Genomic DNA, 25,859 nt, shown 5'->3' with positions numbered 1-25,859 from the left:
ACGCAGGAATTGCGGCGCGCGCAGGGAGGGGACGTAGATGCGTGTCCCGCATACGATGAGCCGCATGGGTGACGTACTGGCCGGATTTCATGCCGCCTGGGAGTTCGAGTCCGACTCCGTCCTCATCCGTTACGAACGGGGGATGCGCACGCCCAAGCTGCTGGCCGCGCTGGGCGAACGAAGGATTCCGCTGACGGCTCTGGCCGGGGTGACGCTCACCCCCGGCCGGCGCGGGACGGTCGTCCTGCACGCCGAGCCACGGCCCGGGGCCGATCCCCTCATGGAGGCGGCGGCCGGACAGCTGAAGGACGGGTGCGACCCGTACCGGCTGGTGCTGCCGGCCGAGCGGGAGGTCCTCGCCGAGTACTACGCCGACGAGCTGCGCTCCCGGCTGACCGCCGACGCCGGTCCCGCGGACCGCTTCCTCGTGCCCGCCCCGGACGTGCCCCTGTCCTTCAAGGCGTACGACGCGAAGGCGTCCTTCGACGGACGGGCCGTGCGGTTCCGGTGGTTCTGGACGGGCGCGTCCTCCGCCAAGTGGAAAGCCGGCGACCAGAGCTTCGCCGTGTCCGAACTGAGCGGTGTGGAGTGGCGTTCGCCGGAGGTGTTCGAAGGACACCTCCGGCTGGTGCGCGGGGAGACGGCGCCCGTGCCCGCGGACCAGGATCCGGCGACGGTCGTCTTCGGGCTGGGGTACGGGTCGGTGCACGAGTCGCTGCCGTTCGCCGCGGCCGTCCTCGCCGCCGTGCGCACGCGTGGGCCCGCCGCCGCGGTCGCGGCCACGGGCCCACGGCGTGATCCCGCCGACATCGCCGAACGGATCCGGCACCTCGGGGAGCTGCACCGGGCCGGGCTGGTCACCGACGAGGAGTTCTCCGTGAAGAAGGCGGAGCTGCTGTCGGAGCTGTAGCTACTCGCGGCCGGCGGACGTGAACGCCATGTCCGCGTAGCGGTTGCCGGAGACCTTCGCCGCGATGGGCTCCAGGGCGCTCAGCTGCTCCTCGGTCAGTTCGATCGCCACCGCGCCGGTGTTCTCCTCGACCCGACCGGGCCTGCGGGTCCCCGGGATCGGGAGCACCGGGAGAGCGTGGACCTCGGCCTGCGCGTGGACCCAGGCCAGGGCGATCTGGCCCGAGGTCGCGCCGTGGGCCTCGGCCACCGTGCGGACCGGCTCCAGCAGGGCCGCGTTCGCGGCGGCGTTCTCACCGGTGAAGCGGGGCTGCTGGCGGCGGAAGTCGTCGGCCGTGAGGGCCTCGGCGCTGGCGAAGGAGCCGGTGAGGAAGCCCCGGCCGAGCGGGGAGTACGGGACGAGCGTGACGCCCAGCTCCCGGGCCGCCGGGACCACGTGGGCCTCGATGTCCCGGCTGAACAGCGACCACTCCGACTGCACGGCGGCGATGGGGTGGACCGCGTGCGCGGCGCGCAGCTCGGGCGCCGTCACCTCGCTCAGGCCCAGCTGCTTCACCTTGCCCTCGCGGACCAGCTCGGCCATCACGCCGACGGTCTCCTCGATCGGCACGTCCGGATCGCGCCGGTGCATGTAGTAGAGGTCGATGACGTCGACGTCCAGGCGCCTGAGGCTCGCCTCGACGGCCTGCCGGATGTAGGGGGCGTCGTTGCGGATGATCCGCCGGGTCGGGTCGTCCGGCGGGATCGCCAGCGCGAACTTGGTGGCGACGAGGATCTCGTCGCGGTGCGCCCGGAAGAACGGGGAGAGGAAGCGCTCGTTCTCGCCGGCGCCGTACGCGTCGGCCGTGTCGTACAGGGTGACGCCGAGTTCCAGGGCGCGTTCCAGGGTGGCCCGGGAGGCGTCGGCGTCGGTGGGGCCGTAGGCGAAGCTCATGCCCATGCAGCCGAGGCCCTGTACGCCGGCCTCGGGGCCGTGCTCGCCCAGCGGGGCTGTCGGGATCTTCGGGCTGCTCATCAGGCGGTCCTCTCGGCTTCGTGGGCCCGGACGCGCGTGGCGTCCGAGTAGAACATGATCTTGCGGTCGAGCACGGCGAGCGTGTCCTGGAGTTCGGCGATCCGGGCCCGGACGTCCCGGCGGGTCGCCTCCAGCAGTTCGTACCGCTCGCCGTACGTGCTGTCGCCCTCGCGCACCAGCTCGGCGTACCGCACCATGTCGGCGACCGGCATGCCGGTCAGCCGCAGCTTGCCGACGAGGTCGAGCCAGTCCAGGTCGCGGTTGCTGTAGCGGCGCTGACCGGTGTGCGACCGGTCGATGTGCGACATCAGTCCGATCCGCTCGTACCAGCGCAGCGTGTGGGCCGTCAGGCCGGTGAACGCGACGACCTCGCTGATCGTGTAGCTGTCCTGCCCGTCGGGGCGGGGGTGCCGCGGTGGTGGCGCGGAGCAGACGTCTGCGGGGGTGGGGGCCTGCCGGGTGGTCACGGGCGTGGTCTGCAACACCGTCATGGCCTCCACGCTATGGCCTTGGAGTGGACTCCAAGCAAGCGGAACCGGTAAGAAAACCCCGGCCCGACCCCTCGATGCGGCCTGCGCCGTGAGCCGCATAGGCTCGTACGCATGTCGCTGAAGAGCCTCGCACTGATCGAGAACTGGCCGGTTCCCTCCGCCGCGGCGGGTGCCGTGCGGGCCGACGGTACGGTCCTGGGCACCCACGGACCCGTCGGCCGGCGCTTCCCGCTGGCCTCGGTCACCAAGCCGCTCGCCGCGTACGCCGCGCTCGTCGCCTACGAGGAGGGCGCCGTCGAGCTGGACGAGCCGGCCGGGCCGCCCGGGGCGACGGTCCGTCATCTGCTCGCGCACACCTCGGGGCTGGCCTTCGACGAGCACCGGGTGACGGCCCCGCCCGGCGAGCGGCGGCTCTACTCCAACGCCGGTTTCGAGCAGCTCGGCGACCACATCGCGAAGGCCACCGACATCCCGTTCGCCACCTATCTGCGCCAGGCGGTGCTGGAGCCGCTGGGCATGGCGGACACCTCGCTGGAGGGGTCCCCGGCGAAGGACGGCGTGTCGACCGTGACGGACCTGCTGCGGTTCGCGGCGGAGGTGCAGGCGCCCCGGCTGCTGGACCCGCGCACGGTGGCGGAGGCGATGACCGTGCAGTACCCGGGCACCAAGGGGGTGCTGCCGGGCTACGGCCATCAGAACCCCAACGACTGGGGCCTCGGCTTCGAGATCCGCGACTCCAAGTCGCCCCACTGGACCGGTTCCTCGTCCTCGCCGCGCACCTTCGGCCACTTCGGACAGTCCGGTACGTTCCTGTGGATCGATCCGGACGCCGGGCGGGTGGGCGGGAACAGCACGGGCGCGGCCTGCGTGGCCCTCACGGACCGGGCGTTCGGACCGTGGGCTGTCGAGGCGTGGCCCCCGTTCACCGACGCGGTGCGCGCGGAGCTCTAGAGCATCTCCCAGACCAGCAGTTCGGCGTCGGTCACCCCGACCGCCGTGAGGTCCTTGCCGTCGGCGATCCGGGCCGCGTCGCCGGGGCCGAGCTCCTCGCCGTCCAGGCCCACCGCGCCGCGGACGACATGGACGTAGACGTGCGGCGCGTCCGGCACCGCCGTGCGCTCGCCCGCCGCCAGCCGGCGGACATGGAGCATCGCGCCGGCCTCCGGCACCGCGTACGGGGTCCGGTCCGCGATCCCGCGGACGATCTCGTACGACGGCTCGCCGCCGGGGTCCAGCGGGGCGAGCCACATCTGGACGAAGGTCAGCGGAACCGGGCCGTCGTTGCGTTCGACGTGACGCACGCCCGCCGCCGCGCTGAGGCGCTGGACGTCCCCGGGGCGCAGGGTCGTCTCGTGGCCCCGCGAGTCGCGGTGGGTCAGCTCGCCCGCCACCACCCACGTCACGATCTCCGTGTGACTGTGGGGGTGCTCGCCGAAACCGGCGCCGGGCGCGAGGCGCTCCTCGTTGCAGGCGATCAGCGCCCCGAAGCGCAGATTGCCGGGGTCGTAGTGGGAGCCGAAGGAGAACGCGTGGCGGGTCTCGATGCCGGCCGCCGGGTCCCCGCCCTGATAGCGCGCGTCGGCGCGGCGTACGTCCATCACGGACCCCACGGTAGACCCGGCGCCGGTGGTCCGGCCTCGCGCCCCGTGACCCACCGGCGCACGTCCCCGTCCCGATAAGGCAGTCTTGTCACCGTGCCCGAACCCGAAACCACTCACCCCGACGCCGCAGCACACCCCCCTCACCCGCACCCCGCGACGCTGAAGCGGCTGGTGAAGTCCTCCGGAAGTCTGGCCGCCCAGGCCATCGCACGGATGGACGAGACGCTGCCGTGGTACCGGGCGATGCCACCGGAGAACCGTTCCTGGATCGGGCTGGTCGCCCAGGCGGGTATCGCCGCCTTCACCGAGTGGTTCCGTCACCCGGAGACGCCCCAGGCGATCTCGACCGATGTGTTCGGCACCGCCCCGCGCGAGCTGACCCGGGCCATCACGCTGCGCCAGACCGTGGAGATGGTGCGCACCACCATCGAGGTCATGGAGTCCGCGATCGACGAGGTCGCGGCCCCGGGCGACGAGGGCGTGCTGCGCGAGGCGCTGCTGGTCTACGCCCGGGAGATCGCCTTCGCGACCGCCCAGGTGTACGCCCAGGCCGCCGAGGCACGCGGCGCCTGGGACGCCCGGCTGGAGTCGCTCGTGGTCAACGCGGTGCTCAGCGGGGAGGCCGACGAGGGCGCGGTGAGCCGGGCCGCCGCACTCGGCTGGAACGCGCCGGAGCACGTGTGTGTCGTCCTCGGGACCGCTCCCGACGGGGACTCCGAGCTGACCGTCGAGGCGATCCGGCGGGCCTCCCGGCACGCCAAGCTCCAGGTGCTCACCGGGGTGCTCGGGTCGCGGCTCGTGGTCATCGCCGGCGGCAGCGACAACCCGCTCGCCGTCGCCAAGTCCCTGATCGGGCCTTTCGCCGCCGGTCCCGTCGTCGCCGGGCCCGTGGTGCCCGACCTGCTCGCCGCCACCCGGTCCGCGCAGGCCGCCGCCGCCGGACTCAAGGCGTGTTCCGCGTGGCAGGACGCGCCGCGCCCGGTACTGGCGGACGATGTCCTCCCGGAACGCGCGATCGCCGGTGATCCCAGCGCGCGCGAGCAGTTGGTGGAGGAGATCTACAGACCGCTGGAGGAGGCCGGGTCCGCACTCCTGGAGACGCTCTCCGTCTATCTCGAACAGGCGAGCAGTCTGGAGGGCGCGGCACGGATGCTGTTCGTCCATCCCAACACCGTGCGCTACCGGCTTCGACGTGTGACTGACGTCACCGGCTGGTCGCCGTCGGATGTACGCTCCGCGTTCACGCTGCGGATCGCGCTGATCCTGGGGCGCCTGATGGATGGCGAACCTCAGACCTAGCCTTTTGTCGGGGGTCCACAAAACCCCCTGCCGTTCTTCGTCCCTGTCCCCACGGGCGGCTTTGCCCGTCCCCAAGAGAGAGTGTGAGAGTGCTCGTACTCGTCGCTCCCGGCCAGGGCGCCCAGACGCCCGGCTTCCTGACTCCCTGGCTCGAACTTCCCGGTGCCGCGGCCCGCGTCGCCGCCTGGTCGGACGCCATCGGACTGGACCTCGCCCACTACGGCACACAGGCCGACGCGGACGCCATCCGTGACACCGCCGTCGCCCAGCCGCTGCTCGTCGCGGCCGGCATCCTGTCCGCCGCGGCACTGGGCGAGGTCTCGCCCGCCGCCGTGGCCGGTCACAGCGTCGGCGAGTTCACCGCCGCCGCCTTCGCGGGCGTCCTCGACGACACCACCGCACTGACCCTCGTGCGCAAGCGGGGTCTGGCCATGGCCGACGCCGCCGCGATCACCGAGACCGGCATGTCGGCGCTGCTCGGCGGCGACCCCGAGGTGTCCGTCGCGCACCTGGAGAAGCTGGGGCTGACCCCGGCGAACATCAACGGCGCGGGCCAGATCGTCGCCGCGGGCACGCTGGAGCAGCTCGCCGCGCTGAACGAGGACAAGCCCGAGGGCGTCCGCAAGGTCGTCCCGCTCAAGGTCGCCGGCGCCTTCCACACGCCGCACATGGCGCCCGCGGTCGAGACGCTCGCCAAGGCCGCCGCGGACCTGACGCCGGCCGACCCGACGGTCACCTACGTCTCCAACAAGGACGGCCTGGCCGTCTCCACCGGCGCCGAGATCCTCGAGCGCCTGGTCGGCCAGGTCGCCAACCCGGTCCGCTGGGACCTGTGCATGGAGACCTTCAAGGAGCTGGGCGTGACCGCGATCGTCGAGGTCTCCCCCGGCGGCACCCTCGTCGGCCTGGCCAAGCGCGCGCTGCCCGGTGTGAAGACGCTGGCGCTCAAGACCCCCGACGACCTCGAAGCCGCTCGCGAGCTCATCGCCGAGCACGGTGTGTGACAAGGAGCCCTGATGGCGAAGATCAAGCCCAGTAAGGGCGCACCGTACGCGCGCATCCTCGGAGTCGGCGGCTACCGGCCCACCCGTGTCGTGCCCAACGAGGTCATCCTCGAGACGATCGACTCCTCCGACGAGTGGATCCGCTCGCGGTCCGGCATCGAGACGCGGCACTGGGCGAACGACGAGGAGACCGTCGCCGCCATGTCGGTCGAGGCGTCCGGCAAGGCGATCGCCGACGCCGGGATCACCGCCGAGCAGATCGGCGCGGTGGTCGTCTCGACCGTCTCGCACTTCAAGCAGACCCCGGCCGTCGCGACCGAGATCGCCGACAAGCTGGGCACGAACAAGGCCGCCGCCTTCGACATCTCGGCCGGCTGCGCGGGCTTCGGCTACGGCCTGACCCTCGCCAAGGGCATGGTGGTGGAAGGTTCCGCCGAGTACGTGCTCGTGATCGGCGTGGAGCGGCTGTCCGACCTGACCGACCTGGAGGACCGCGCGACGGCCTTCCTGTTCGGCGACGGCGCGGGCGCGGTCGTGGTCGGCCCCTCCAAGGAGCCGGCGATCGGCCCGACGGTCTGGGGCTCCGAGGGCGACAAGTCGGAGACCATCAAGCAGACCGTGCCGTGGACGGACTACCGCGACGGCGAGGTCGCCAGGTTCCCCGCGATCACGCAGGAGGGCCAGGCGGTCTTCCGCTGGGCCGTCTTCGAGATGGCGAAGGTCGCCAAGGAGGCGCTGGACGCCGCCGGCATCACCGCCGACGAACTCGACGTCTTCATCCCGCACCAGGCCAACGAGCGGATCATCGACTCGATGGTGAAGACTCTCAAGCTGCCGGAGTCCGTCATGGTCGCCCGTGACGTACGCACCACCGGCAACACCTCGGCCGCCTCGATCCCGCTCGCGATGGAGCGGCTCCTGGCGACCGGCGAGGCGAAGAGCGGCGACACCGCGCTCGTCATCGGTTTCGGGGCGGGTCTCGTCTACGCCGCCACTGTCGTTACCCTCCCCTAGGCACTCCGTGCCGGATCGTTCGTTCCGGCACGGGAAGCACCACAGCCACACCCTCTGGATACCAAAGAAGGAGCGCCACAATGGCCGCCACTCAGGAAGAGATCGTCGCCGGTCTCGCCGACATCGTGAACGAGATCGCCGGCATCCCGGTTGAGGACGTCCAGCTGGACAAGTCCTTCACCGACGACCTGGACGTCGACTCGCTGTCCATGGTCGAGGTCGTCGTCGCCGCCGAGGAGCGCTTCGACGTCAAGATCCCCGACGAGGACGTCAAGAACCTCAAGACGGTCGGCGACGCGACCGATTACATCCTCAAGAACCAGGGCTGATCCCCACCCGGTCCCCCTGGGCCGGACTGCCCCGCCACCCGGCGGTGGCGCCGCTGAATCCTCGTCACGTTGGAGAAAGAATCCGTGAGCCCGACCAATCGCACCGTGGTCGTCACCGGTATCGGCGCAACCACACCGCTGGGTGGCGACGCAGCCTCTACCTGGGAGGGGCTGATCGCCGGCAAGTCCGGCGTCAAGCTCCTGGAGGAAGACTGGGCGGCCGAGCAGGCCGTCCGTATCGCGGCCCGGGTCGCCGTGGAGCCCACCGAGGTCATCCCGCGGCCGCAGGCCCGCAAGCTGGACCGCTCGGCGCAGTTCGCGCTGATCGCGGCCCAGGAGGCCTGGAAGGACGCCGGCTTCGAAGCGAAGGCCGGTGAGGACGGGAGTGTCGACCCCGACCGTCTGGGTGCCGTCATCGCCTCCGGCATCGGCGGTGTCACGACCCTCCTCGACCAGTACGACGTGCTGAAGGAGAAGGGCGTCCGCCGCGTCTCCCCGCACACCGTGCCGATGCTGATGCCGAACAGCCCGTCCGCCAACGTGGGTCTGCTCGTGGGCGCCCGCGCGGGTGTGCACACCCCGGTCTCCGCCTGCGCGTCGGGCGCCGAGGCCATCGGCTACGCCATCGAGATGATCCGTACCGGCCGCGCCGACATCGTCGTCGCCGGTGGCACGGAGGCGGCGATCCACCCGCTGCCCATCGCCGCGTTCGGCAACATGATGGCGATGTCCAAGAACAACGAGAACCCGCAGGCCGCCTCGCGTCCCTACGACGTCGGCCGCGACGGCTTCGTGATGGGCGAGGGCGCCGGTGTGATCGTCCTGGAGTCCGCCGAGCACGCGGCGAAGCGCGGGGCCCGCGTGTACGCCGAGGCGGTCGGGCAGGGCATCTCCGCCGACGGTCACGACATCGTGCAGCCGGAGCCGGAGGGGCGGGGCATCTCGCACGCGCTCCAGAACCTGCTGGACCACACCGACCTGGACCCGGCGGAGATCGTGCACGTCAACGCGCACGCCACCTCCACGCCGGCCGGTGACATCGCCGAACTGAAGGCGCTGCGGAAGGTCTTCGGGGACGACGCGGACCACTTCGCCGTCTCCGCGACCAAGTCGATGACCGGGCACCTGCTGGGCGGTGCGGGCGGTGTCGAGTCCGTCGCGACCGTGCTCGCGCTGTACCACCGGGTGGCTCCCCCGACGATCAACGTGGAGAACCTCGACCCCGAGGCGAACGTGGACATCGTGCGGGGCGAGGCGCGCAAGCTGCCCGTGGAGGGCCGGATCGCCGCGCTGAACGACTCGTTCGGCTTCGGCGGGCACAACGTGGTGCTGGCGTTCCGCACGATCTGAGAAGCGTCCGTACGCGGTCGTCCGCGCAAGGACACAAGGAAGGGCCCCCGCCTCTCGAGGCGGGGGCCCTTCCCGTGTCGGGTCTCAGACCACCTGGTGCAGCCAGCGCACCGGGGCTCCCTCGCCGGCGTACCGGAACGGCTCCAGTTCGTCGTCCCAGGGCTTGCCGAGGAGCTTGGAGAGTTCGGCCTCCAGGTCGGTCTCGCCGCGCTGGCTGCGCAACAGGGCCGCGCGCAGCCGGTCCTCGGGGATGAGGATGTCACCGTGGATCCCGGTGACGGCGTGGAAGATGCCCAGGTCGGGGGTGCAGCTGTAGCGCTCGCCCTCGGCGGTGGCGCGGGGCTCCGCGGTGACCTCGAAGCGCAGCAGGTGCCAACCGCGCAGCGCCGAGGCCAGTTTGGACGCCGTGCCGGCCTCGGCCTTCCAGGAGAACTCGGCGCGCCAGGTGCCGGGCGCGGCGGGCTGCCGGATCCAGTCGAGGCTGACGCGCGTGCCGAGCACCCCGGCGACGGCCCACTCGACGTGCGGGCACAGCGCGCGCGGCGCGGAGTGCACGTACAGAACTCCACGTGTCGTCACCGGGACCTCCGGGCAGAGCAGGACAGTCTTGCAGGCTGGTGTGGCGGCGGTGGCAGGCAGCCGCGTTGATGGCGAGGCTACCGTGCGGCGGCGCAAGGAGTGTGACGTACCGTCGGTCCCGGTGCCGTGAAACGTCCGCCATTCACCCGGCAGGACGCCTGTACGGGCGTGAACCGTTGCATCTTGTGGGCCCTGATGTGCGGCCGCCGTCCCGGGCCGGGAACTCCCGGACGTTGTCATGAGGGGGCCGTTGTACGAGGAGCGAGGGGATCACCAGGGGATGCGGATGCGAAACCGGCGGGCGCGGGCGGGGCTCGCCGTCACGACGGCCGCCGTACTGGGTCTGGCCGGCTGCGACGCGCTGGGCGGTGGGGACGGCTCGTCGTCCGGCTCGCAGGCGCGGCAGGCGAGACCGTCGCCGTCACCGACCCCGCTGTGGGACTCCAGTCCCTCCTCGATCGCCGCGGTCGGCGACTCCGTCACCCGGGGCTTCGACGCCTGCGCGGTCCTCCAGGACTGTCCGGAGGTGTCCTGGGCGACCGGCGGCAGCGCCGAGGTGAACAGTCTGGCGGTCCGGCTGCTGGGCGCGTCGAAGGCGGCCACGCACAGCTGGAACTACGCGGTGACCGGGGCGCGGATGGCGGATCTGCCGGGCCAGATGGCGCGGGCCGCGGCGAGAAAGCCCCAGCTCGTGACGGTGATGGCAGGGGCGAACGACGCGTGCCGGGACTCCACGGCGGCGATGACGCCGGTGGCCGACTTCCGCGCCGAGTTCGAGGACGCGCTGGGCACGCTGCGCCGGGCGGTGCCCACCGCCCAGGTGTATGTGACGAGCGTGCCGAACCTGAAGCGGCTGTGGGCGCAGGGGCGGACCAGCGCCCTGGGCAAGCAGGTGTGGAAGCTGGGGATCTGTCCGTCGATGCTGGGCGACGCGGACGCGCTGGACGCGGCGGCGACCGAGCGGCGCGACACCGTGCAGCGGCGGGTGGCGGACTACAACACGGTGCTGGAGGAGGTCTGCGCGAAGGACGAGCGGTGCCGGTTCGACGGCGGCGCGGTGTACGACTTCCGGTTCGGCACCGATCAGTTGAGTCACTGGGACTGGTTCCATCCGAGCACGGACGGACAGGCCCGGCTGGCGGAGATCGCGTACCGCAAGGTGGTGGCGAAGGAGAGGTGAGTGGGACCGCGCCGGGGCCGTGACCTAATGTTTCGCTCATGAGCGAACACTTCGGAACACTTTCCGACGGCACGGCGGTGCACCGCTGGACCCTGGAGCGGGCCGGGACCCGGGTGCGGGTCCTGTCGTACGGCGGGATCGTGCAGTCCGTGGAGGTCCCGGACCGGGACCGGCGGACGGCGGACGTGGTGGTGGGGTTCGCGGATCTGGACGGCTATCTCACGCACCCGGAGCCGTTCCTGGGCGCGCTGATCGGACGGTACGCGAACCGGATCGCGCACGCCCGTTTCCCGCTCGACGACATGACGTACGCGCTGGAGCCCAACAACGCGCCCAACTCCCTGCACGGCGGCCCCCGGGGCTTCGACAAGCGGGTGTGGGAGGTGACGCCGGTCGAGCACGGGCTGCGGCTGAGCCGGGTCAGCCCGCACGGCGAGGAGGGCTTCCCGGGCCGGCTGGAGATCACGGCGACGTACACGCTCGACGCGTCGGGCGGCCTGCACCTCGTGTACGAGGCGGTCACGGACGCGCCGACCGTGGTGAACCTGACGAACCACAGCTACTTCAACCTGGCCGGCTCCGGGAACGCCTGGAGCCATGAACTGCGGCTGGCCGCCTCCCGGTACACGCCGGTCGACGCGGACCTGATCCCGACCGGGGAGCTCGCCGAGGTCGTGGACACCCGCTTCGACTTCCGGGCGCGGCGCAAGCTCGGCTCCGGGTACGACCACAACTTCGTGCTCGACAAGGGGGTGACGGCGGCACCGCAGGAGGTGGCCGAGCTGTACGACCCGGCGTCCGGGCGGGTGCTGACGGTGGCGACGACCGAGCCGGGCATCCAGGTGTACTCGGCGGACCATCTGGGCGAGCCGTTCGTCCCCGGCGAGGGGGTCGCGCTGGAGACCCAGCACTTCCCCGACTCCCCGAACCGCCCGGAGTTCCCGAGCACCGAGCTGCGGCCGGGCGCGGTGTACCGGTCGGAGACGGTGTACGGCTTCTCCGTCCGGTAGGCCGGCCGGCTCCGGGGCGGCGGGCAGGGGTAAGCCCCGGTCCAGGGGTCAGGTCCCGGACCGGGGCTGTCCTTGGGGTGAGGAGTCCCGTCTCAGACGTTAACCGTCGCGGTGATCCTGCGGTCGGCGATCGAGCGCCCCACCTGGATTTCGTACGAACCCTTCACAAAGCACCACCGGTGTGCGGTGTCGTCCCAGATCTCGAAGGCGCGTCGCGGGAGGTCGACGGTGACCTCCGCCGTCTGCCCCGGGGCGGCCGAGGCGCCGGCGAAGCCGGCCAGCCAGCGAGCGGGGCGGCCGGTGTCGTGCCCGGCGGGCGCGAGGTAGACCTGCACGACCTCCCGGCCGCCGCGGGTGCCGGTGTTGCGCAGGCGCACGGTCACCGTGGTTCCCGCCACCTCGACGGACTCGTAGGCCCAGTCGGTGTAGCCGAGGCCGTGGCCGAAGGGGTAGGCCGGGGTGCGGCCCTCCTTCTCCCAGGCGCGGTAGCCGATGAAGACGCCCTCGGTGTAGGGGAGCTCGCCGCCGGCCGGGGCGACCCGGGTGACCGGGGCGTCGGTGAGGGAGCCCCAGGTGGTGGGGAGGCGGCCGCCGGGCTCGTGGGCGCCGGTGAGGACGTCGGCGAGGGCGGCGCCGCCCTCCTGGCCGGGGAACCAGGTGAGCAGCACGGCGGCGACGTCCTCGCGCCAGGGCAGCTCGACCGGGGAGCCGGAGTTGACCACCACGACGGTGTTCGCGTTGGCGGCGGCGACGGCGCGGACGAGGTCGTCCTGGCGGCCGGGCAGGCGCAGGTCCCGCCGGTCGAAGCCTTCCGACTCCACCCGGTCGGTGGTCGCGACGACCACGATCGCCGTGTCGGCGGCGCGGGCCGCTTCGACCGCCTCGGCGATCAGCTCGTCGGGGTCGCGCTGCGGCCCCTGGTGGGCGAGGGCGAAGGCGACCACCTTGAAGGGGATGTCCTCGGGGAGGGCGAAGACGTGGGTGAGGGAGACGTCGACCGGTTCGCCCGCGGTCAGTTCGGCCTCGGCGCGGGGCACGGGGGCGCCGAAGAACGCCTCGAAGGGGTCGGCGTCGTCGGCGGGCAGCTGGGGGCCGTCGAAGTACGTCGTCCCGCCGACGGCGAGGGTGAAGGCGCCGGTGCCCTTGACGCCGAAGGTGTGGGTGCCGGTCTCGCGCGGGGTGAAGGTGCCGGTGAGCTCGACGGTGTGCAGGGTGTCGTGGGTGACGCCGTCGGGGAGGTCGTCGCCCATCCACTGGATCTGGCCGCCCGGCGCGGAACCGCTTCCGATGATGTTTCCGCCGGCGTCCCGGCAGACCGCCCGCAGGGTGAAGCCCTTGTCGGCGACGGCGAGTTCGGTGGTGGGGTCGGCGCCGACGGCGTAGACGAGGGCGCCCTCGGGCAGGGCGGCGGTGAGGCCGTCGAGTGGGGAGACGACGTGCTCCGGGAAGACGGTGGCGGAGCCGCCGCCGAGGACGCGGGCGTCGCGGGCGGCGGCGCCGAGGAGGGCGACGGTGCCGGGCTTCAGGGGCAGGGCGCCCCTCTCGTTGCGGACGAGCACGAAGGAGCGGCGGGCCAGTTCGCGGGCCAGGGCCGCGCCGTGGACGGGGGCGGGGGGTTCGGGGACGGCGGCCTCGGCGTCGGCGAGGGCCCCGACGCGGGCGGCCAGGCGCAGGACGCGGCGTACGGCCTCGTCGACCTCGGACTCCTCGACGCGGCCGTCGAGCACCGCGCGGGCGAGGGCCTCGCCGTAGACGGTCCGCGGGCCGGGCATGGCGACGTCGAGGCCGCCCCGGAGCGCGCCGACGGTGTCGCGGGCCGCCATCCAGTCGGAGACGTTGAAGCCGTCGAAGCCCCACTCGCCGCGCAGGATCCCGTTCACCAGCTGGTGGTGCTCGGTCATGGTGGGGCCGTTGACCGAGTTGTAGGCGGTCATGATGCCCCAGGGGCGGGCGTGCTCGACGATGGCCTCGAAGGGGGCCAGGTAGAGCTCGCGCAGGGCGCGTTCACCGACCAGGTTGTTCACGGTGAAGCGGTCGGTCTCGGCGTCGTTGGCGACGAAGTGCTTGACGGTGGTGCCGACGCCGCCCTCCTGGACGCCCCGCACGTACCCGGTTCCGATGCGTCCGGTCAGGTAGGGGTCCTCGCTGTAGGCCTCGAAGTGGCGGCCGCCGAGCGGGGAGCGGTGGAGGTTGACGGTGGGGGCGAGCAGCACGTGCACGCCCTTGCGGCGGGCCTCCTGGGCGAGCAGTACGCCGGCCCGGCGGGCGAGTTCGGGGTCCCAGGTGGCGGCGAGGGCGGTCGGGGAGGGCAGGGCGACGGAAGGGTCGTCGGCGGTCCAGCGCACACCCCGGACGCCGATCGGGCCGTCCGACATGACCAGGGACTTCAGGCCGATCTCCGGCAGCTCGGGCAGCGACCACATGTCCTTGCCGGACAGGAGCCGGGTCTTGGCCTCCAGGTCGAGCTTGCCGAGCGCCGCCTCGACGGCGCCTTCGATTCCCGTCATGGGCGATGCCTCCTCATTGAGTACGCGTGCAGTGCCTCCATCGTGCATCGATTACCTGTAGATCGGTAGGTTTCGTTATCTCGCTGTTACTTTTCCTCCCACGGATGCCGTACGGTGACGGCATGAGCGCCAGAGCCAGGAGTGAGGAGCGGCGGGCCGAGATCGTCCGGGCGGCCCTGGAGGTGATCGCCGAGCGCGGCTACCGCGGGGCGAGCCTGGCGGCGGTGGCCGAGCGGGTCGGGCTGACCCAGCAGGGGCTGCTGCACCACTTCCCGACGAAGGAGGCACTGCTGGTCGCGGTGCTGGAGGAACGGGACCAGTGGGACGCGGTGCCGGACACCCGGTGGCGGGTCGATCTGCTCACCTCCCTCGTCGAGTACAACGCCATGCGGCCCGCCATCATCCAGACCTTCTCCGCACTGCTCGGCGAGAGCGTGACGGAGGGTCATCCGGCACGGGAGTACTTCACCGAGCGCTACACCCGGGTGCGGGAGAGCATGGCCGCCGTCCTGCGCACCGAGTACGGCGACCGCCTTCCGAACGGCCTCACCCCGCAGCGGACGGCCCCGCTGCTGGTGGCGGTCATGGACGGCCTCCAGTACCAGTGGCTGCTGGACCCGGAGTCCGTGGACATGCCGGGCGCCTTCCGGGACTTCCTGCGACTGCTGGGCGAGGGCCGCGACTGACCGTCGCGAGGGGCCATGGCGTGGACCACACCCCTCACGGGATACTTCCGTCGTCCCGCACCACGCTTCCCCCACAGCGACGGAAGGACCTCAACCCCCGTGCATTCCCTACGCGTTCGTGCCGGCGTCCTCGGACTGGCCCTGCTGGCCGCCCTCTCCGCCCCCACCACCGCGACCGCCGCACAGGCCGCGCCCGTCCCCACCGTCGAGGAACAACGGCTGGACCAGGCCGTCCCCCGGGAGATCCTCGCCCGCTCCGGGTTCGACGCCGTCGCCCCGCGCCTGGCCCGGCTGCTGGCGGACGCGCACTCCTACGCGCAGGCACGCCGGGTCGTCGTCCGGGAGGGAACGGCGCTGTGGCGGCGGGCCGTGGACCGGGCGCAGGGCCGGGGTCCGGCCGGCGGCGACCTCAGCCGGGACGACGACCGGCCGCTGTACTGGGCCCGGCTCGCCATGACCCGCCATCTGCGCACCTGGGAGCCGGAGTTCGGGCTCGGCGAAGCCCGGCGCGACGCGCTGCTCGACTCCCTGGAGCGCACCTCGCGCGGCCAGACCGGGATCGGGTATCCGCACACCGGGGGACTCAAGCGGGTCCTGGTCACCGGCTTCGACCCGTTCACCCTGGACCGGGACATCCGGATATCCAACCCGTCCGGGGCGACCGCGCTCGCCCTCGACGGCACGGTCATCCGGACCGCGGACGGACCGGCCCGGGTGGAGACGGCCGTGTTCCCGGTGCGCTGGCAGGACTTCGCCGAGAACACGGTGGAGCGCACCCTGCGGCCGTACCTGCCGCACGTCGACCTGTTCGCGACCGTCAGCCAGGGCCGCGTCGGCCGCTTCGACGTGGAGCGCACCAACGGCGCCTGGCGCGGCGGCTTCCCCGACAACGAGAACATCGGCCGCACGGAGACCATCCCGGTCACCGACCCCGCCGCCGCGCCCCAGTGGACGGTCACGACCCTGCCGTACGCGGCGATCGTGGCGGCGGACACCGGGCGGTTCCCGGTCTACGACAACACCGGCGTGACCGAGATCCCGGCGGGAGGCACCGACCCCGTCGTACGGCCGGACGGGCCCACCGCGGGCTCGGCCGCGCGGGCCGGGGGCGGCGGGAACTACCTCTCCAACGAGATCGCCTACCGGGCGACGCTGCTGCGCGACCGGCTGGGACTGCACGAGCGCCTGCCGGGCGGGCATGTGCACACACCGGTGCTCCAGTTCGCCGCCGGCAACACCACGGAGGTGACCGACCCGGAGTTCGTCCGCAACCGGCTGGACATCGTCGCGCAGGTGCGGGCGATCCTAGCCGTGGCCGCCGGCGAGTAGCCGGACCTCGGCGGCCGGCGGGAGCTTGGCCCACCAGTGGCCGTAGCGGCTGTAGAGCCGGGAGTCGCGGTCGGCGAGCAGGGCGGTCAGCGAGCGGGCCTCGGCCGCCAGGGCCTCCCAGACGGCGGGCGGCAGCGGGTGGAAGGCGCTCGCCTCGACGCCCGCGCCCTCGGGGGCCGGCCGCCACACGCCCGCGACCCGGCCGTCGACCAAGAGGGTCGGCAGGACGTCCCCGTTCACCCGGATGACCAGCTTGCGGTACTCCGGCGGGATCACCCGGGAGCGGTCGGCGTACGCCAGCAGGACGCTGTCCCACATCGGCAGCAGGCGGGGCGGCGCCGGGGTGTCGGCGGGCGGGCGCGGGGCGCCGGGCAGGTCGTGCAGGAGGACGCCCTCGGGGGTGCCGAAGTGTTCGAGCGTGCCGTCGTCCAGGGCGCGCAGGGCCTCACGCAGCGGGGCCCTGCGGACCATGGCGAACTGGGCGATGTCCGCCTCCGTCGCCGGGCCGAAGCCGGCCAGGTAGCGCAGGATCAGGGTGCGCAGGGCCTCCGGTTCGGGGGCACGGCCGGTGAGCGGCGGGCCGGGCGGGGCCGCGACGAAGGACGGGCGGACACCGAAGGACCAGGGACCGCCGGTGGGGGCGTGCAGCAGCGGCGCGTATCCCCGCAGGCCCCACCAGGCGCCCGCCTTGCGCTCCGCGCCCAGCCGCTCCTCCAGCCAGGCGTCGATCTCGGGGGTGGTGCGCTGTCGCCGGGTGAACTCCACGAGTTCCGGGACGAGTTCTCCGGCGTGCTCCGGGGTGAGCCCGGCCGCGGCGAAGCGGTCGCCGAGGCGGGAGGCGTACAGCGTCTGCTGCATCGCCCCGCGGAAGGTCCGGTGGTCGTCGGCGTGGACGGCGTGCAGGGTGATCCTCATCAGGGTCGCCTTGACCACCGTACGGCCGGCGAACGCCGCGTCGAGGTCGGCCGGCCGGAAGCCGGCGAGGCGGTTCCACAGGGCGAGGTAGGGCGAGGCGGGTTCCTGCGCCTGAAGGGCGACGACCCGGCGGACCGCCTCCGGCACCGGCAACTCCTCGCGCCGGAGCAGAAGCTGACGGGCGAGGGTGGCCCGGTTGAGCGCCTCGGGGGTGAGGGTGCGCACGGCCGTCAGTGGGCGGGCGCGAAGGCGAGGCTGATGCCGAGACCCGCCAGGACCGTGCCGATGACCTTGTTGAGGACCTTCTGGCCGCGCAGCATCAGCGTCCGCATCCGGTCGTGGGAGAAGAACACGGCGACCACCCCGAACCAGATCAGATGCGCCAGCGCCATGAACAGGCCGTAGCCGGCCTGCTGGTGGACCGGTGTGCCGGGGCTGACGACCTGCGAGAACGTCGAGACGACGAACAGGGTCGTCTTCGGGTTGAGGACGTTGGTCAGGAACCCGGCGCGCAGCGCGGCGAACGGGGTCAGCTCCGTCGCGCCGGTGAGGTCGATCTCGACGTCACCCTTGGTGCGGAAGGTGCGGACGCCGATGTAGATCAGGTAGGCCGCGCCGATCAGCTTGACGACCGTGAAGAGGAAGGTGGACGACGCGATCAGCAGGCCCACGCCGAGCATCGTGTACGTGACGTGCACGAGCACACCGGCGGCGACCCCGGTGGCCGCGAGCAGCCCCGTACGGCGGCCGTACAGATAGCTGTTGCGGACGATCATCGCGAAGTCGGCGCCGGGGGCGACGACCGCGAGGACGGTGATGACGGCGACGGCGAGCAGCTCGTTCACGCCGTGACCTCCGCGTCGTCCCTGCTGTCCTCGTCGCTGCCGTCCTCGTCGCTGCCGTCCTCGCGGATCTCCTCACCGAGCAGTTCGCGCGCCATGAGGGTGGCGCCGGCGACCGCGCCCGGCATCAGGAACACCGCGACGAAGGGGACCAGGAAGGCCAGGCCCAGCGGGGTGCCGAAACCCCAGACGAGGGTCTTGCGGGCGCGCAGCAGTTCGAGCCGGCTGCGCAGGTCGACCCCGCGGCGCTGGAGGGCGACGGCGCACAGTTCCTCGGTGAGGAAGAACCCGGTGACGAAGAACCCGATCACGGGGACGACCGTCTGCCCGAGGACCGGGATGAATCCGCAGGCGAACAGCAGCACGCCCCAGACCAGCGCCCGGGCCAGGATGCGGAGGCTGTCACGGGCGGAGATCCACAGCTCCTGCCAGAGCGGCCGCCCGGAGTGGGGGGCCGTGCCGTCGGGGGACACGTCCCGGTCGACCTTCTCGGAGAGGCTCTCGTAGAAGGGCTGGCCGACGAGGAGGGTGACGGCCGTGAAGGTGAGGACGGACAGCAGCAGGCCGAGGGCGAACAGCACGACCGTGAGGAACCCGCGGAACAGCCTCTCCCACGGGCTCGACCAGTCGTCGGCGAACGGGGTCGCCCATGTCACGAAGTCCTCGCCCCACACCGCGAGCGCGACCAGCGCCGCCGCGTACAGGACGAGGGTGATCAGGCCGGGGAGCAGCCCGAAGTTGTAGCTCTTGCCGTGCCGGGCCACCCAGCGCTGGCCCTTCAGGAGGTACCGGAACCCCACCCCAAGATCTCGCATGGCCGAACTCTATCGGTCGTGTGCATATCATCCGCCCGTCCTGGAGACCGCCGAGCCGGGCCGACGGGTCGACGGCGGGCGCGGCCGCGAGGGGGCACCGCGGGGGGCACCGCGGGGGGACGGCGAGGAGACGGCGAGGGGCCCGGCCACCCGCCCGACGGCCGGTCACACCGGCACCGCCACCAGCACCTCCCCCTCGCCCGCGGCCGGCGACACCGCCGCCGACACCCGTACCGCCGTGGCCCGCGCCACCCGGCCGGCCCGGGCCGCGCCCGCCAGCAGGGCGGGCTGGAGCTGCTCCAGGCCCGCCACGACCAGCTCCTCCCCCGCGACCAGCACCGGCCGGACGGCCTGCGCCGAGGCGGACGCGGCCTCCGTGAGGTCGGCGAGGGCGGGCAGGGCGGCCCGTACGACGTCCGCGCCCGCCGTGGCGGCCCGTTCCGCCAGCGCGGCCTGGACCGGCAGCAGCGGGGCCAGGGCCGCCGTCACCGCGTCCGCGATCCGCCGCAGTTCCGGTGACGACTCCCGCAGCACCTCCGCCGAGGTCCGCAGCACCGGCGCGAGGGCGAGCAGCAGCCCGGCGGCCAGTCCGGCGCCCGCCGGCAGCAGCGGGGAGGCCGCCTCGATCAGCTCCCCCAGCGCGGCCGCGCCCTCCGCCACCGCGGGCTCCAGCGCGTCCAGCACCGGCAGCAGGCTGTCGCCGAGGGCCACGAGCAGCACCCGGGCGGGTTCGCCCACCGGGTGCGCGGCCAGCGGGGCCCCGCCGGCGCCGAGCCGGGTGAGGGCCTCGACGGCGCGGTAGAACGACTCCTGGGCCTGCGGGGAGGCGCTGGCCTCGGCCAGCTCGGCCGTGGTCCGGCGCAGCACCCGCAGCGCCTCCGCGCCCGAACCGTCCCTGGGGTCCAGGGTGTTGAGGGCGATCCGGGTGATGTTGCCCGCCGTGTCGAGGAGTTGTCCGGTGATGTCGGTGGTACTGCGGGCCATGCGCAGGACGTCGGCCCTGCTGGGGAGCGAAGGGATCGTTGGCATGGACTCTCCTCGCCGCACGCGCGTCCGGTGCCCTCAGCATGCCCGCTTCCGGCGGTCCCCATAGGCCATCCGGGGTATCGGTGACACCAACGCCCTCGTGTTGCAGTTGAGTCGAACAGGTACGCCTCGCCGTACCGATCTCCGGAATCCCGCTTCCGGGACCACCCGAGGGGGAGTTTCCCCAGATCGCACAGGCACTGATCACCATGGCGCACGCAAGCAGCGGGCCGGCTGAGGAGAGCGGATGACTGGGATGACCCGGACGACGAACGAGATCCACGGCACCGTGGCCGACGGCTTCGAGGCGGTACGGGAGGAGTTCGCCTCGTTCGTGGCGGACGAACGGCCGGACTACGAGGGCCAGCTGGCCGCGTATGTGCACGGCAGGCGGGTCGTCGACCTCTGGGCGGGCGAGGGCACCGAGCCCGATTCCCTCTACGGCGTGTACTCGTCCACCAAGGGCGCGGCCCATCTGGTGACGGCGCTCCTGGTACAGGACGGCACGCTGGAGCTGGACCGCAAAGTCACCTACTACTGGCCGGAGTTCGCTGCCGAGGGCAAGGGTCAGCTGACCCTGCGCGAGCTGCTCGCGCACCGGGCCGGGGTGGTCGGCACGGACACCGGCTTCTCCCGGCAGGAGGTGGCCGACGACCGCCAGCTCGCCGAACGCCTCGCCGACCAGCGACCGTTCTGGCGCCCCGGCACCGCCTTCGGCTACCACGGCCTGGTCATCGGCGCGCTCACCGGCGAGGTCGTACGGCGCGCGACGGGCCGTACGCTCCAGGAGGTGTACGAGGAGCGGGTGCGCGTCCCGTACGGGCTGGACCTCTTCCTGGGGCTGCCGGCCGTGCACGAGCCGCGGTTCCGCAGTGCGCAGCCGATGGTGGCGACGGCCGAGCAGCGGGCGCTGCTGGACGCCCTGCCCGGCGGGCCGCACACTCTGGCCGCGATCGCTTTCAACCGGCACGCCGCCGAGCCGACCGACCTGGAGCTGCTGCCGAACGACCCGCTCGTCCGGGCGAAGGGGCCGGCCTCGGTGGGCGGGGTGGCCTCGGCGCGCGGGCTGGCCGGGCTGTACGCGGCGGCGATCAGCGAGCGGGGCGGGAAGGCGCCGCTGCTGAAGGAGGACACGGCCGCGGAGTTCGGGCAGTTCCACTCCGTGGGGTACGACCTGGTGGCGCGCGCCCACAAATCGTTCGGGCTGGGCTTCCAGGCGACCGCGGACACCTGGTACCCGTTCCTCGGGGTCGGGGCGTTCGGGCACAGCGGGGCGGGCGGCTGCCAGGCGTTCGCGGACCCGCGCAGCGGGCTGGCCTACGGATACACCCGGCGCCGGTTCGCTTTCCCGGGCGGGGCGGCGACGGAGAACAAGCGGCTGGTGGCGGCGGTGCACCGGGCGGCACTGGCGGCCGGCTGACGCCCACCCGACGCCTTCCCGCCCCGCTCGCCGATCGCCGCCTTCCGACGCCTTCCGACGCCTTCCGACGCCTTCCGGGGCTCGCCCGGGGGGCTCGCGCCCATGGGTGAAGGCCGCACCCCACGTCCAAGGGTGCGGCCTTCGTGATGCGCAACGACCGCCGCCGCACGGGCGTCACGGTGCGCGCCCCGGCAAGTCTTCCGGGCTCAGGCCAGGGTCACGCCGATGTTGCCCCGGGTCGCCCTGGAGTACGGGCAGACCTCGTGGGCCCGCTCGATCAGCGACCGGGCGGTGTCGGGGTCGACCTCGGGGATACGGGCCGAGATCTCGACGATGAGCCCGAAACCGTCGTCGTTCCTGCCCAGGCCGACCTTCGCGGTGACCGTGGAGCCGGTCAGGTCGGCCTTCTCCTCCCGGGCGACCACGGCCAGGGCGCCCTGGAAGCAGGCGCTGTAGCCGGCGGCGAACAGCTGCTCCGGGTTGGTTCCGGCGCCGCTGCCGCCCAGTTCCCGGGGCGGGTTCACGGTCACGTCGAGCCGGCCGTCGTCGGTGGCGACCCGGCCGTCGCGGCCGTTCAGGGCGGTGGCGACGGCGGTGTAGAGGACGTCGGACTGCTGGATGGACATACGGATGTCTTCCTCCTTCGTCCGCCGCGACTCGCGCCCGGGTCGCTGAATGGCGGTTGATTTCGGAAAGAAGTTACCGCATGCCGGAAACCGGCGGGAGGGGTGGAGGGTCAGAGCTTGACGATCATCTTTCCGGTGTTGTCGCCGCGCAGCACACCCAGGAACGCCTCCAGGTTGTTCTCGATGCCCTCGACGACCGTCTCGCGGTACTTCAGCTCGCCCGAGCGGATCCAGGCGCCGACCTCCCGGACGAACTCCGTCTGGAGGTCGTAGTGGTCGCCGACCAGGAAGCCCTCGATACGGCCGCGGGTCTGGATCAGGCGGGCGAGGTTCCTCGGGCCGGGGGCGGCCTCGGTGTTGTTGTAGACCGAGATCATGCCGCAGACGGCGATCCGGCCACCCTGGTTGAGCTGCCCGATGGCGGCCTCCAGGTGGTCTCCGCCTACGTTGTCGAAGTAGACGTCGACGCCGTCGGGGGCGGCGGCCCGCAGCTGCTCGGCGACCGGGCCGTTCTTGTAGTTGAAGGCGGCGTCGAAGCCGTACTCCTCGACGAGCAGCTTGACCTTCTCGTCGGAGCCGGCGGAGCCGATGACGCGCGAGGCGCCCTTCAGCCTGGCGATCTGGCCGACCTGGCTGCCGACGGCACCCGCCGCGCCCGACACGAACACGACGTCGCCCTCCTTGAAGGCGGCGGTGCGCAGCAGGCCGGCGTAGGCGGTGAGGCCGGTCATGCCGAGGACGCCGAGGTAGGTGGAGAGGGGCGCGGCCTCGGGGTCGACCTTGACGGCCTGCTTGGCGTCGAAGGTGGCGTACTCGCGCCAGCCGCCGAAGTGCAGGACGTGATCGCCGACCGCCACGCCCTCGGCGCCGGAGGCGACGACCTCGCCCACGGCCCCGCCCTGCATGGCCTTGCCCAGCTCGTAGGGGGCGGCGTAGGACTTGGCGGCGCTCATACGGCCCCGCATGTACGGGTCGACGGAGACGTATGCGTTGCGGACCAGCACCTCACCGGGACCGGGCTGCCGGATCTCCGCCTCGGCCAGTTCGAAGTCCTCGACCTTCGGCCAGCCGACGGGACGGCTGAGAAGACGCCATTCGCGGCTGGTGGTGGGGAGAGCGGAGTCAGTCATGGGGGGCTGCCTTTCACACACGAAATGTTTCACTACCTGAAACAACCATGCGCCTGAATATTTCAGGATGTCAAGTAAGCGGGGTACCCTCGGCCCATGGCGACCTCACCCCGTACCCCCCTCCCCGACGCCCTGACCACGGAAGTCGTCGAGCTGATCGGCGAGGTCGTGGCCCGCTTCTACGAGGACTACGAGGAGGCGGCCGCCGATCACGCCCTCACCGGCGCCCAGGCCCGCCTGCTGAGCCTGCTCTCCGTGGAGCCGCTCCCCATGCGCAAGCTCGCCCAGAAGCTGAAGTGCGAGCCGTCCAACGTCACCGGCATCGTCGACCGCCTCGAATCCCGCGGCCTGGTCGAACGCCGCCCCGACCCGGCCGACCGCCGCGTGAAACTGGCCGCGACGACGGAGGAGGGCAGCCGGGTGGCCAAGAGCCTGCGCGAGTCCCTCCGCTTCGCCCGCGAACCGCTGGCGGGCCTGGGGGAGGAGGAGCGGGTGGTGCTGCGGGGGTTGCTGCGGCGGATGCTGCGAGTGGAGTAGTACCGGAGGAAGTGGTACGAAAGGTGCACTTACCCTCCGAATATGCCACCTCAGCGCACCCGCTTCCTCGTCATGGCCGTGGTCCTCGGTCTGGTGGCGGTCCTCGGCGTCGTCTGGCTGGTGCGCTCGGCGACGACGGGCGACGACGCGTCGGACACCGTGGGGAACAACTCCGCCGCCACGACGGACGGCACGGCCGACGACGGCAGCGCCGAGCCGCACGGCGACCGGAGCGGCGATCCGGACGGCGACTCGACGGCCGACGGCGGTGACACGTCGGACGGGGGTGACACCTCGGGCGGCGGTGACACCTCGGGCGGGGGCAAGACGCCTCAGGGCGGCGGTCACAGGTCCGTCAACTGGAACGGCCCACGCCTCGACGGCAATCGCAACGACCCCGGCTGCCTGACCCTGATCAACAAGACCGCCACCCCCCTCACCGTCGAGCGGATCTCCTTCGAGGTGATCGGCGGCCCGAAGCCGTGGCCGACCGTGCGCTCCGACGACGCCGCGCACTGCTCGGTCGACGAGGACGAACCTCTCGTCGATCCCCCCTGCCGCTCCGTCCGGGTGGACGAGGGCGACCAGTGCCGGGCGGGGGCGGTCCTCGCCGCGAACGCGCCGTCCGGCACGTACCGGGTCAGGGCGGTGGTGCACTACAGCTGTCTGTGCGACAACGACGAGAACGAGCCGTGCAGTGGCGTGCCGGACTGGGGTGGGCCGCCGCCGACGCGGGAGAACCCGGTGCTGGTCCACGGCGCGGCCCGCCAGGACGCCGGCAAGCTCATCCTGACGATGTCCACCGACTCCCCGGGGCCGGCACCCGAGGAGGACTCCCCGCCCGATTCTCCGCCCACCTCGCCCGAGTCCCCGCCCGCCTCGCCCGAGTCCCCGCCCACCTCCCCGAACCGCTCCCCCGACTCCCCGGACTCCTCCCTCTCCCCGGACCAGTGATGACGGCCGGAGAACCACCGCCGCCACCGCCCGCGCCGGCCCCCGACCCCACCCCCGTCCAGCAGCCGGTCTCCGTCCGGATCCGGCAGCTCGCCGAGGCGATCGGGCCGACGACCCTCGCGACGGCGCTGCTCCTCTACTTCGGCTATGTCGCCACCCGCGCCCGCTACGACTACTTCGGCGTCCCGCTCGACATGACCGGCCTGTCGAACCAGAGCCTCACCCTCCAGGGCCTGGAGGTGGTCTACGTCCCGGCGACGCTGATCTTCCTCGGGATCATGCTCCTCGTGGGGATCCACGCCCTCGTGCTGTGGCTGTTGTCCCGCGAGCCGGACGGCGGCCCGGACGGCGGTTCCTCCAGCACCGGGACCTTCCTGGCGTACGCCTTCGTCCTCATCGGCGTCCTGCTGATCGCCCGGGCGATGATCGGCATCTTCGTCCAGGGCTCCGACGTCAGCGTGATCATCGGTGCCACCCCGCTGTCCCTGGCCTTCGGCCCGGCCTCGGTGGCGTACGGCGTCTGGATCCACGGCCGCAGCAGCGGGCACCCGCTGCTGCCGCAGCGCCTCGCCAGGAACGGTGTGATGTACGCGCTCCTGATCGGGGTGGCCGGGCTGTTCTGGGCCTCGACGCAGCTGGCATGGGCGTACGGCAGGGGCCGGGGCGAGCAGGACGTGGCGGAGCTCGTCGACCGTCCCGAGGTGGTCGTCGACACCAAGGTGGCCCTGGAGGGGCTGCCCACGGGGGTGACGGCCGCCCGGCTCGGCACGGCGGCGGAGGGCGCGGCGGCGTTCCGGCACCGGTACCGGGGCTTCCGGCTGCTGCTGGCCTCCGGCGGGCGCCTGTTCCTGGTCACCCCGGACTGGGTCCTCGGCCGGGACCAGACCGTCGTCCTGCCCTACGGCAAGGACATCCGGGTGCAGCTCGTCCCGCAGCGCTGACCCTCGCGCCCCGGCGAGATCCGAATGATCCGAACGAGAGGCCCTAGTCGTCGCCCCCGCCCCCCGAGCTCCCCGAGCGCCGCGACTTCTTGTTCGCCGTGGTGACGATCTCCGCCAGCGTCAGGGTGACGGTGGACACCACGCGGGTCCAGCGGGGGCCGCCGCGGGCCGCCCAGACGACGCAGGCACACCCGCCGACGGCCAGCGCGAGAACACCGGACAGCAGGAGTACGGCCATGCTCTTCCCCCTCCTTCGCACGAGCCCCTCGTGGAGCCCTGTCCTCCAGTACGCCCGAAGACGGCAAGCGGTTCCCGGAAATTCCTTCGACGGATCGCCGGCCGGACTGGCA

At 72.5% G+C, this 25,859-nt stretch carries 27 protein-coding genes; 15 read left to right on the top strand and 12 right to left on the bottom strand.

The genetic code is table 11. The features are described 5' to 3' along the window. The first annotated feature begins 55 nt into the window (after window positions 1–55). Window positions 56–910: a DUF4429 domain-containing protein gene (locus IE275_RS31610; protein WP_189715581.1), complete on the top strand. Its 855-nt coding sequence runs from the start codon at window positions 56–58 to the stop codon at window positions 908–910. On the opposite strand, the gene IE275_RS31605 is transcribed toward IE275_RS31610, so the two are convergent. After that, entirely contained in the window at window positions 911–1,924 is a 1,014-nt protein-coding gene (locus IE275_RS31605) for an aldo/keto reductase (RefSeq protein WP_189715483.1), read from the bottom strand. Then, a complete protein-coding gene (locus tag IE275_RS31600) occupies window positions 1,924–2,415 on the bottom strand; it encodes a MerR family transcriptional regulator (protein ID WP_189715481.1) in 492 nt (163 codons plus the stop codon). The genes IE275_RS31605 and IE275_RS31600 overlap by 1 nt, the downstream gene beginning before the upstream one ends. 111 nt (window positions 2,416–2,526) lie before the next feature. Here IE275_RS31600 and IE275_RS31595 point away from each other — a divergent pair, with 111 nt between their 5' ends. Beyond that, window positions 2,527–3,366, top strand: a complete 840-nt coding sequence (locus tag IE275_RS31595; protein ID WP_189715479.1) for a serine hydrolase domain-containing protein — start codon at window positions 2,527–2,529, stop codon at window positions 3,364–3,366. Here the strand turns inward: IE275_RS31595 and IE275_RS31590 are convergent. Continuing rightward, window positions 3,363–4,013, bottom strand: coding sequence for a pirin family protein (locus tag IE275_RS31590; RefSeq protein ID WP_189715580.1), 651 nt, complete (start codon window positions 4,011–4,013; stop codon window positions 3,363–3,365). The genes IE275_RS31595 and IE275_RS31590 overlap by 4 nt on opposite strands. Before the next feature lie 96 nt (window positions 4,014–4,109). Between IE275_RS31590 and IE275_RS31585 the strand changes: the two genes are divergently transcribed. The 5 genes from IE275_RS31585 to fabF all read left to right on the top strand — a co-directional run bounded on the left by IE275_RS31585 (window position 4,110) and on the right by fabF (window position 9,012). Next, window positions 4,110–5,315, top strand: coding sequence for a PucR family transcriptional regulator (locus tag IE275_RS31585; protein WP_189715477.1), 1,206 nt, complete (start codon window positions 4,110–4,112; stop codon window positions 5,313–5,315). 89 nt (window positions 5,316–5,404) lie between these two features. After that, window positions 5,405–6,319, top strand: a complete 915-nt coding sequence (locus IE275_RS31580; protein ID WP_189715475.1) for an ACP S-malonyltransferase — start codon at window positions 5,405–5,407, stop codon at window positions 6,317–6,319. A gap of 12 nt (window positions 6,320–6,331) precedes the next feature. Next, window positions 6,332–7,333, top strand: coding sequence for a ketoacyl-ACP synthase III (locus tag IE275_RS31575; protein ID WP_189715474.1), 1,002 nt, complete (start codon window positions 6,332–6,334; stop codon window positions 7,331–7,333). Between the two features lie 80 nt (window positions 7,334–7,413). After that, complete coding sequence (locus IE275_RS31570; protein WP_019067091.1) at window positions 7,414–7,662, top strand: acyl carrier protein; 249 nt, start codon at window positions 7,414–7,416, stop codon at window positions 7,660–7,662. Window positions 7,663–7,746: 84 nt separating this feature from the next. Further along, complete coding sequence (gene fabF / locus IE275_RS31565; protein ID WP_189715472.1) at window positions 7,747–9,012, top strand: beta-ketoacyl-ACP synthase II; 1,266 nt, start codon at window positions 7,747–7,749, stop codon at window positions 9,010–9,012. Window positions 9,013–9,096: 84 nt separating this feature from the next. On the opposite strand, the gene IE275_RS31560 is transcribed toward fabF, so the two are convergent. Beyond that, complete coding sequence (locus IE275_RS31560) at window positions 9,097–9,591, bottom strand: DUF3145 domain-containing protein (protein ID WP_189715470.1); 495 nt, start codon at window positions 9,589–9,591, stop codon at window positions 9,097–9,099. Between the two features lie 280 nt (window positions 9,592–9,871). Here IE275_RS31560 and IE275_RS31555 point away from each other — a divergent pair, with 280 nt between their 5' ends. Then, window positions 9,872–10,771, top strand: coding sequence for an SGNH/GDSL hydrolase family protein (locus tag IE275_RS31555; protein ID WP_189715467.1), 900 nt, complete (start codon window positions 9,872–9,874; stop codon window positions 10,769–10,771). Window positions 10,772–10,809: 38 nt separating this feature from the next. Continuing rightward, entirely contained in the window at window positions 10,810–11,781 is a 972-nt protein-coding gene (locus tag IE275_RS31550; protein WP_189715466.1) for an aldose epimerase family protein, read from the top strand. A gap of 92 nt (window positions 11,782–11,873) precedes the next feature. On the opposite strand, the gene IE275_RS31545 is transcribed toward IE275_RS31550, so the two are convergent. Further along, entirely contained in the window at window positions 11,874–14,288 is a 2,415-nt protein-coding gene (locus IE275_RS31545) for a beta-glucosidase family protein (RefSeq protein WP_189715464.1), read from the bottom strand. Between the two features lie 104 nt (window positions 14,289–14,392). Here IE275_RS31545 and IE275_RS31540 point away from each other — a divergent pair, with 104 nt between their 5' ends. Together IE275_RS31540 and IE275_RS31535 are read left to right on the top strand one after the other, a co-directional pair. After that, window positions 14,393–14,974 (top strand): TetR/AcrR family transcriptional regulator, encoded by a 582-nt coding sequence (locus IE275_RS31540; RefSeq protein WP_189715462.1) that lies wholly within the window; start codon window positions 14,393–14,395, stop codon window positions 14,972–14,974. 99 nt (window positions 14,975–15,073) lie between these two features. After that, entirely contained in the window at window positions 15,074–16,303 is a 1,230-nt protein-coding gene (locus IE275_RS31535) for a pyroglutamyl-peptidase I (protein ID WP_189715460.1), read from the top strand. On the opposite strand, the gene IE275_RS31530 is transcribed toward IE275_RS31535, so the two are convergent. The 4 genes from IE275_RS31530 to IE275_RS31515 form a co-directional block, all read right to left on the bottom strand. Further along, window positions 16,280–17,443 carry a winged helix DNA-binding domain-containing protein gene (locus IE275_RS31530; protein WP_229870749.1) on the bottom strand — a complete coding sequence of 388 codons (1,164 nt, stop codon included), beginning with the start codon at window positions 17,441–17,443 and terminating at the stop codon, window positions 16,280–16,282. The genes IE275_RS31535 and IE275_RS31530 overlap by 24 nt on opposite strands. A gap of 5 nt (window positions 17,444–17,448) precedes the next feature. Next, the gene (locus tag IE275_RS31525; protein WP_189715458.1) at window positions 17,449–18,063 is read right to left on the bottom strand and encodes a LysE family translocator; all 615 of its coding nucleotides are present in this window, start codon (window positions 18,061–18,063) and stop codon (window positions 17,449–17,451) included. After that, the gene (locus tag IE275_RS31520; RefSeq protein ID WP_189715456.1) at window positions 18,060–18,875 is read right to left on the bottom strand and encodes an EI24 domain-containing protein; all 816 of its coding nucleotides are present in this window, start codon (window positions 18,873–18,875) and stop codon (window positions 18,060–18,062) included. The genes IE275_RS31525 and IE275_RS31520 overlap by 4 nt, the downstream gene beginning before the upstream one ends. Before the next feature lie 165 nt (window positions 18,876–19,040). Beyond that, a complete protein-coding gene (locus IE275_RS31515; RefSeq protein ID WP_189715454.1) occupies window positions 19,041–19,904 on the bottom strand; it encodes a hypothetical protein in 864 nt (287 codons plus the stop codon). 253 nt (window positions 19,905–20,157) lie between these two features. On the opposite strand from IE275_RS31515, the gene IE275_RS31510 reads away from it, so the two are divergent. Then, the gene (locus IE275_RS31510; protein WP_189715576.1) at window positions 20,158–21,321 is read left to right on the top strand and encodes a serine hydrolase domain-containing protein; all 1,164 of its coding nucleotides are present in this window, start codon (window positions 20,158–20,160) and stop codon (window positions 21,319–21,321) included. 206 nt (window positions 21,322–21,527) lie between these two features. Here the strand turns inward: IE275_RS31510 and IE275_RS31505 are convergent, their stop codons facing one another. Together IE275_RS31505 and IE275_RS31500 are read right to left on the bottom strand one after the other, a co-directional pair. Continuing rightward, the gene (locus IE275_RS31505) at window positions 21,528–21,947 is read right to left on the bottom strand and encodes an organic hydroperoxide resistance protein (protein ID WP_189715453.1); all 420 of its coding nucleotides are present in this window, start codon (window positions 21,945–21,947) and stop codon (window positions 21,528–21,530) included. Window positions 21,948–22,057: 110 nt separating this feature from the next. Then, entirely contained in the window at window positions 22,058–23,077 is a 1,020-nt protein-coding gene (locus IE275_RS31500; protein ID WP_189715451.1) for an NADP-dependent oxidoreductase, read from the bottom strand. 96 nt (window positions 23,078–23,173) lie between these two features. Between IE275_RS31500 and IE275_RS31495 the strand changes: the two genes are divergently transcribed. The 3 genes from IE275_RS31495 to IE275_RS31485 are packed head-to-tail and all read left to right on the top strand — an operon-like array spanning window position 23,174 to window position 25,509. Continuing rightward, window positions 23,174–23,614: a MarR family winged helix-turn-helix transcriptional regulator gene (locus IE275_RS31495; protein WP_189715449.1), complete on the top strand. Its 441-nt coding sequence runs from the start codon at window positions 23,174–23,176 to the stop codon at window positions 23,612–23,614. A gap of 42 nt (window positions 23,615–23,656) precedes the next feature. Continuing rightward, window positions 23,657–24,568 carry a hypothetical protein gene (locus tag IE275_RS31490; RefSeq protein WP_189715447.1) on the top strand — a complete coding sequence of 304 codons (912 nt, stop codon included), beginning with the start codon at window positions 23,657–23,659 and terminating at the stop codon, window positions 24,566–24,568. Continuing rightward, window positions 24,568–25,509 carry a hypothetical protein gene (locus tag IE275_RS31485; RefSeq protein WP_189715445.1) on the top strand — a complete coding sequence of 314 codons (942 nt, stop codon included), beginning with the start codon at window positions 24,568–24,570 and terminating at the stop codon, window positions 25,507–25,509. The genes IE275_RS31490 and IE275_RS31485 overlap by 1 nt, the downstream gene beginning before the upstream one ends. A gap of 43 nt (window positions 25,510–25,552) precedes the next feature. Here the strand turns inward: IE275_RS31485 and IE275_RS31480 are convergent, their stop codons facing one another. Then, window positions 25,553–25,747, bottom strand: coding sequence for a hypothetical protein (locus tag IE275_RS31480; RefSeq protein WP_189715443.1), 195 nt, complete (start codon window positions 25,745–25,747; stop codon window positions 25,553–25,555). Window positions 25,748–25,859 lie beyond the last annotated feature (112 nt).

This window comes from Streptomyces phaeofaciens, from assembly GCF_014648915.1.
GTDB lineage: Bacteria > Actinomycetota > Actinomycetes > Streptomycetales > Streptomycetaceae > Streptomyces > Streptomyces phaeofaciens.
Note: the sequence above shows the minus strand (reverse complement) of the source record. Positions and strands in the feature narration are given on the sequence as shown.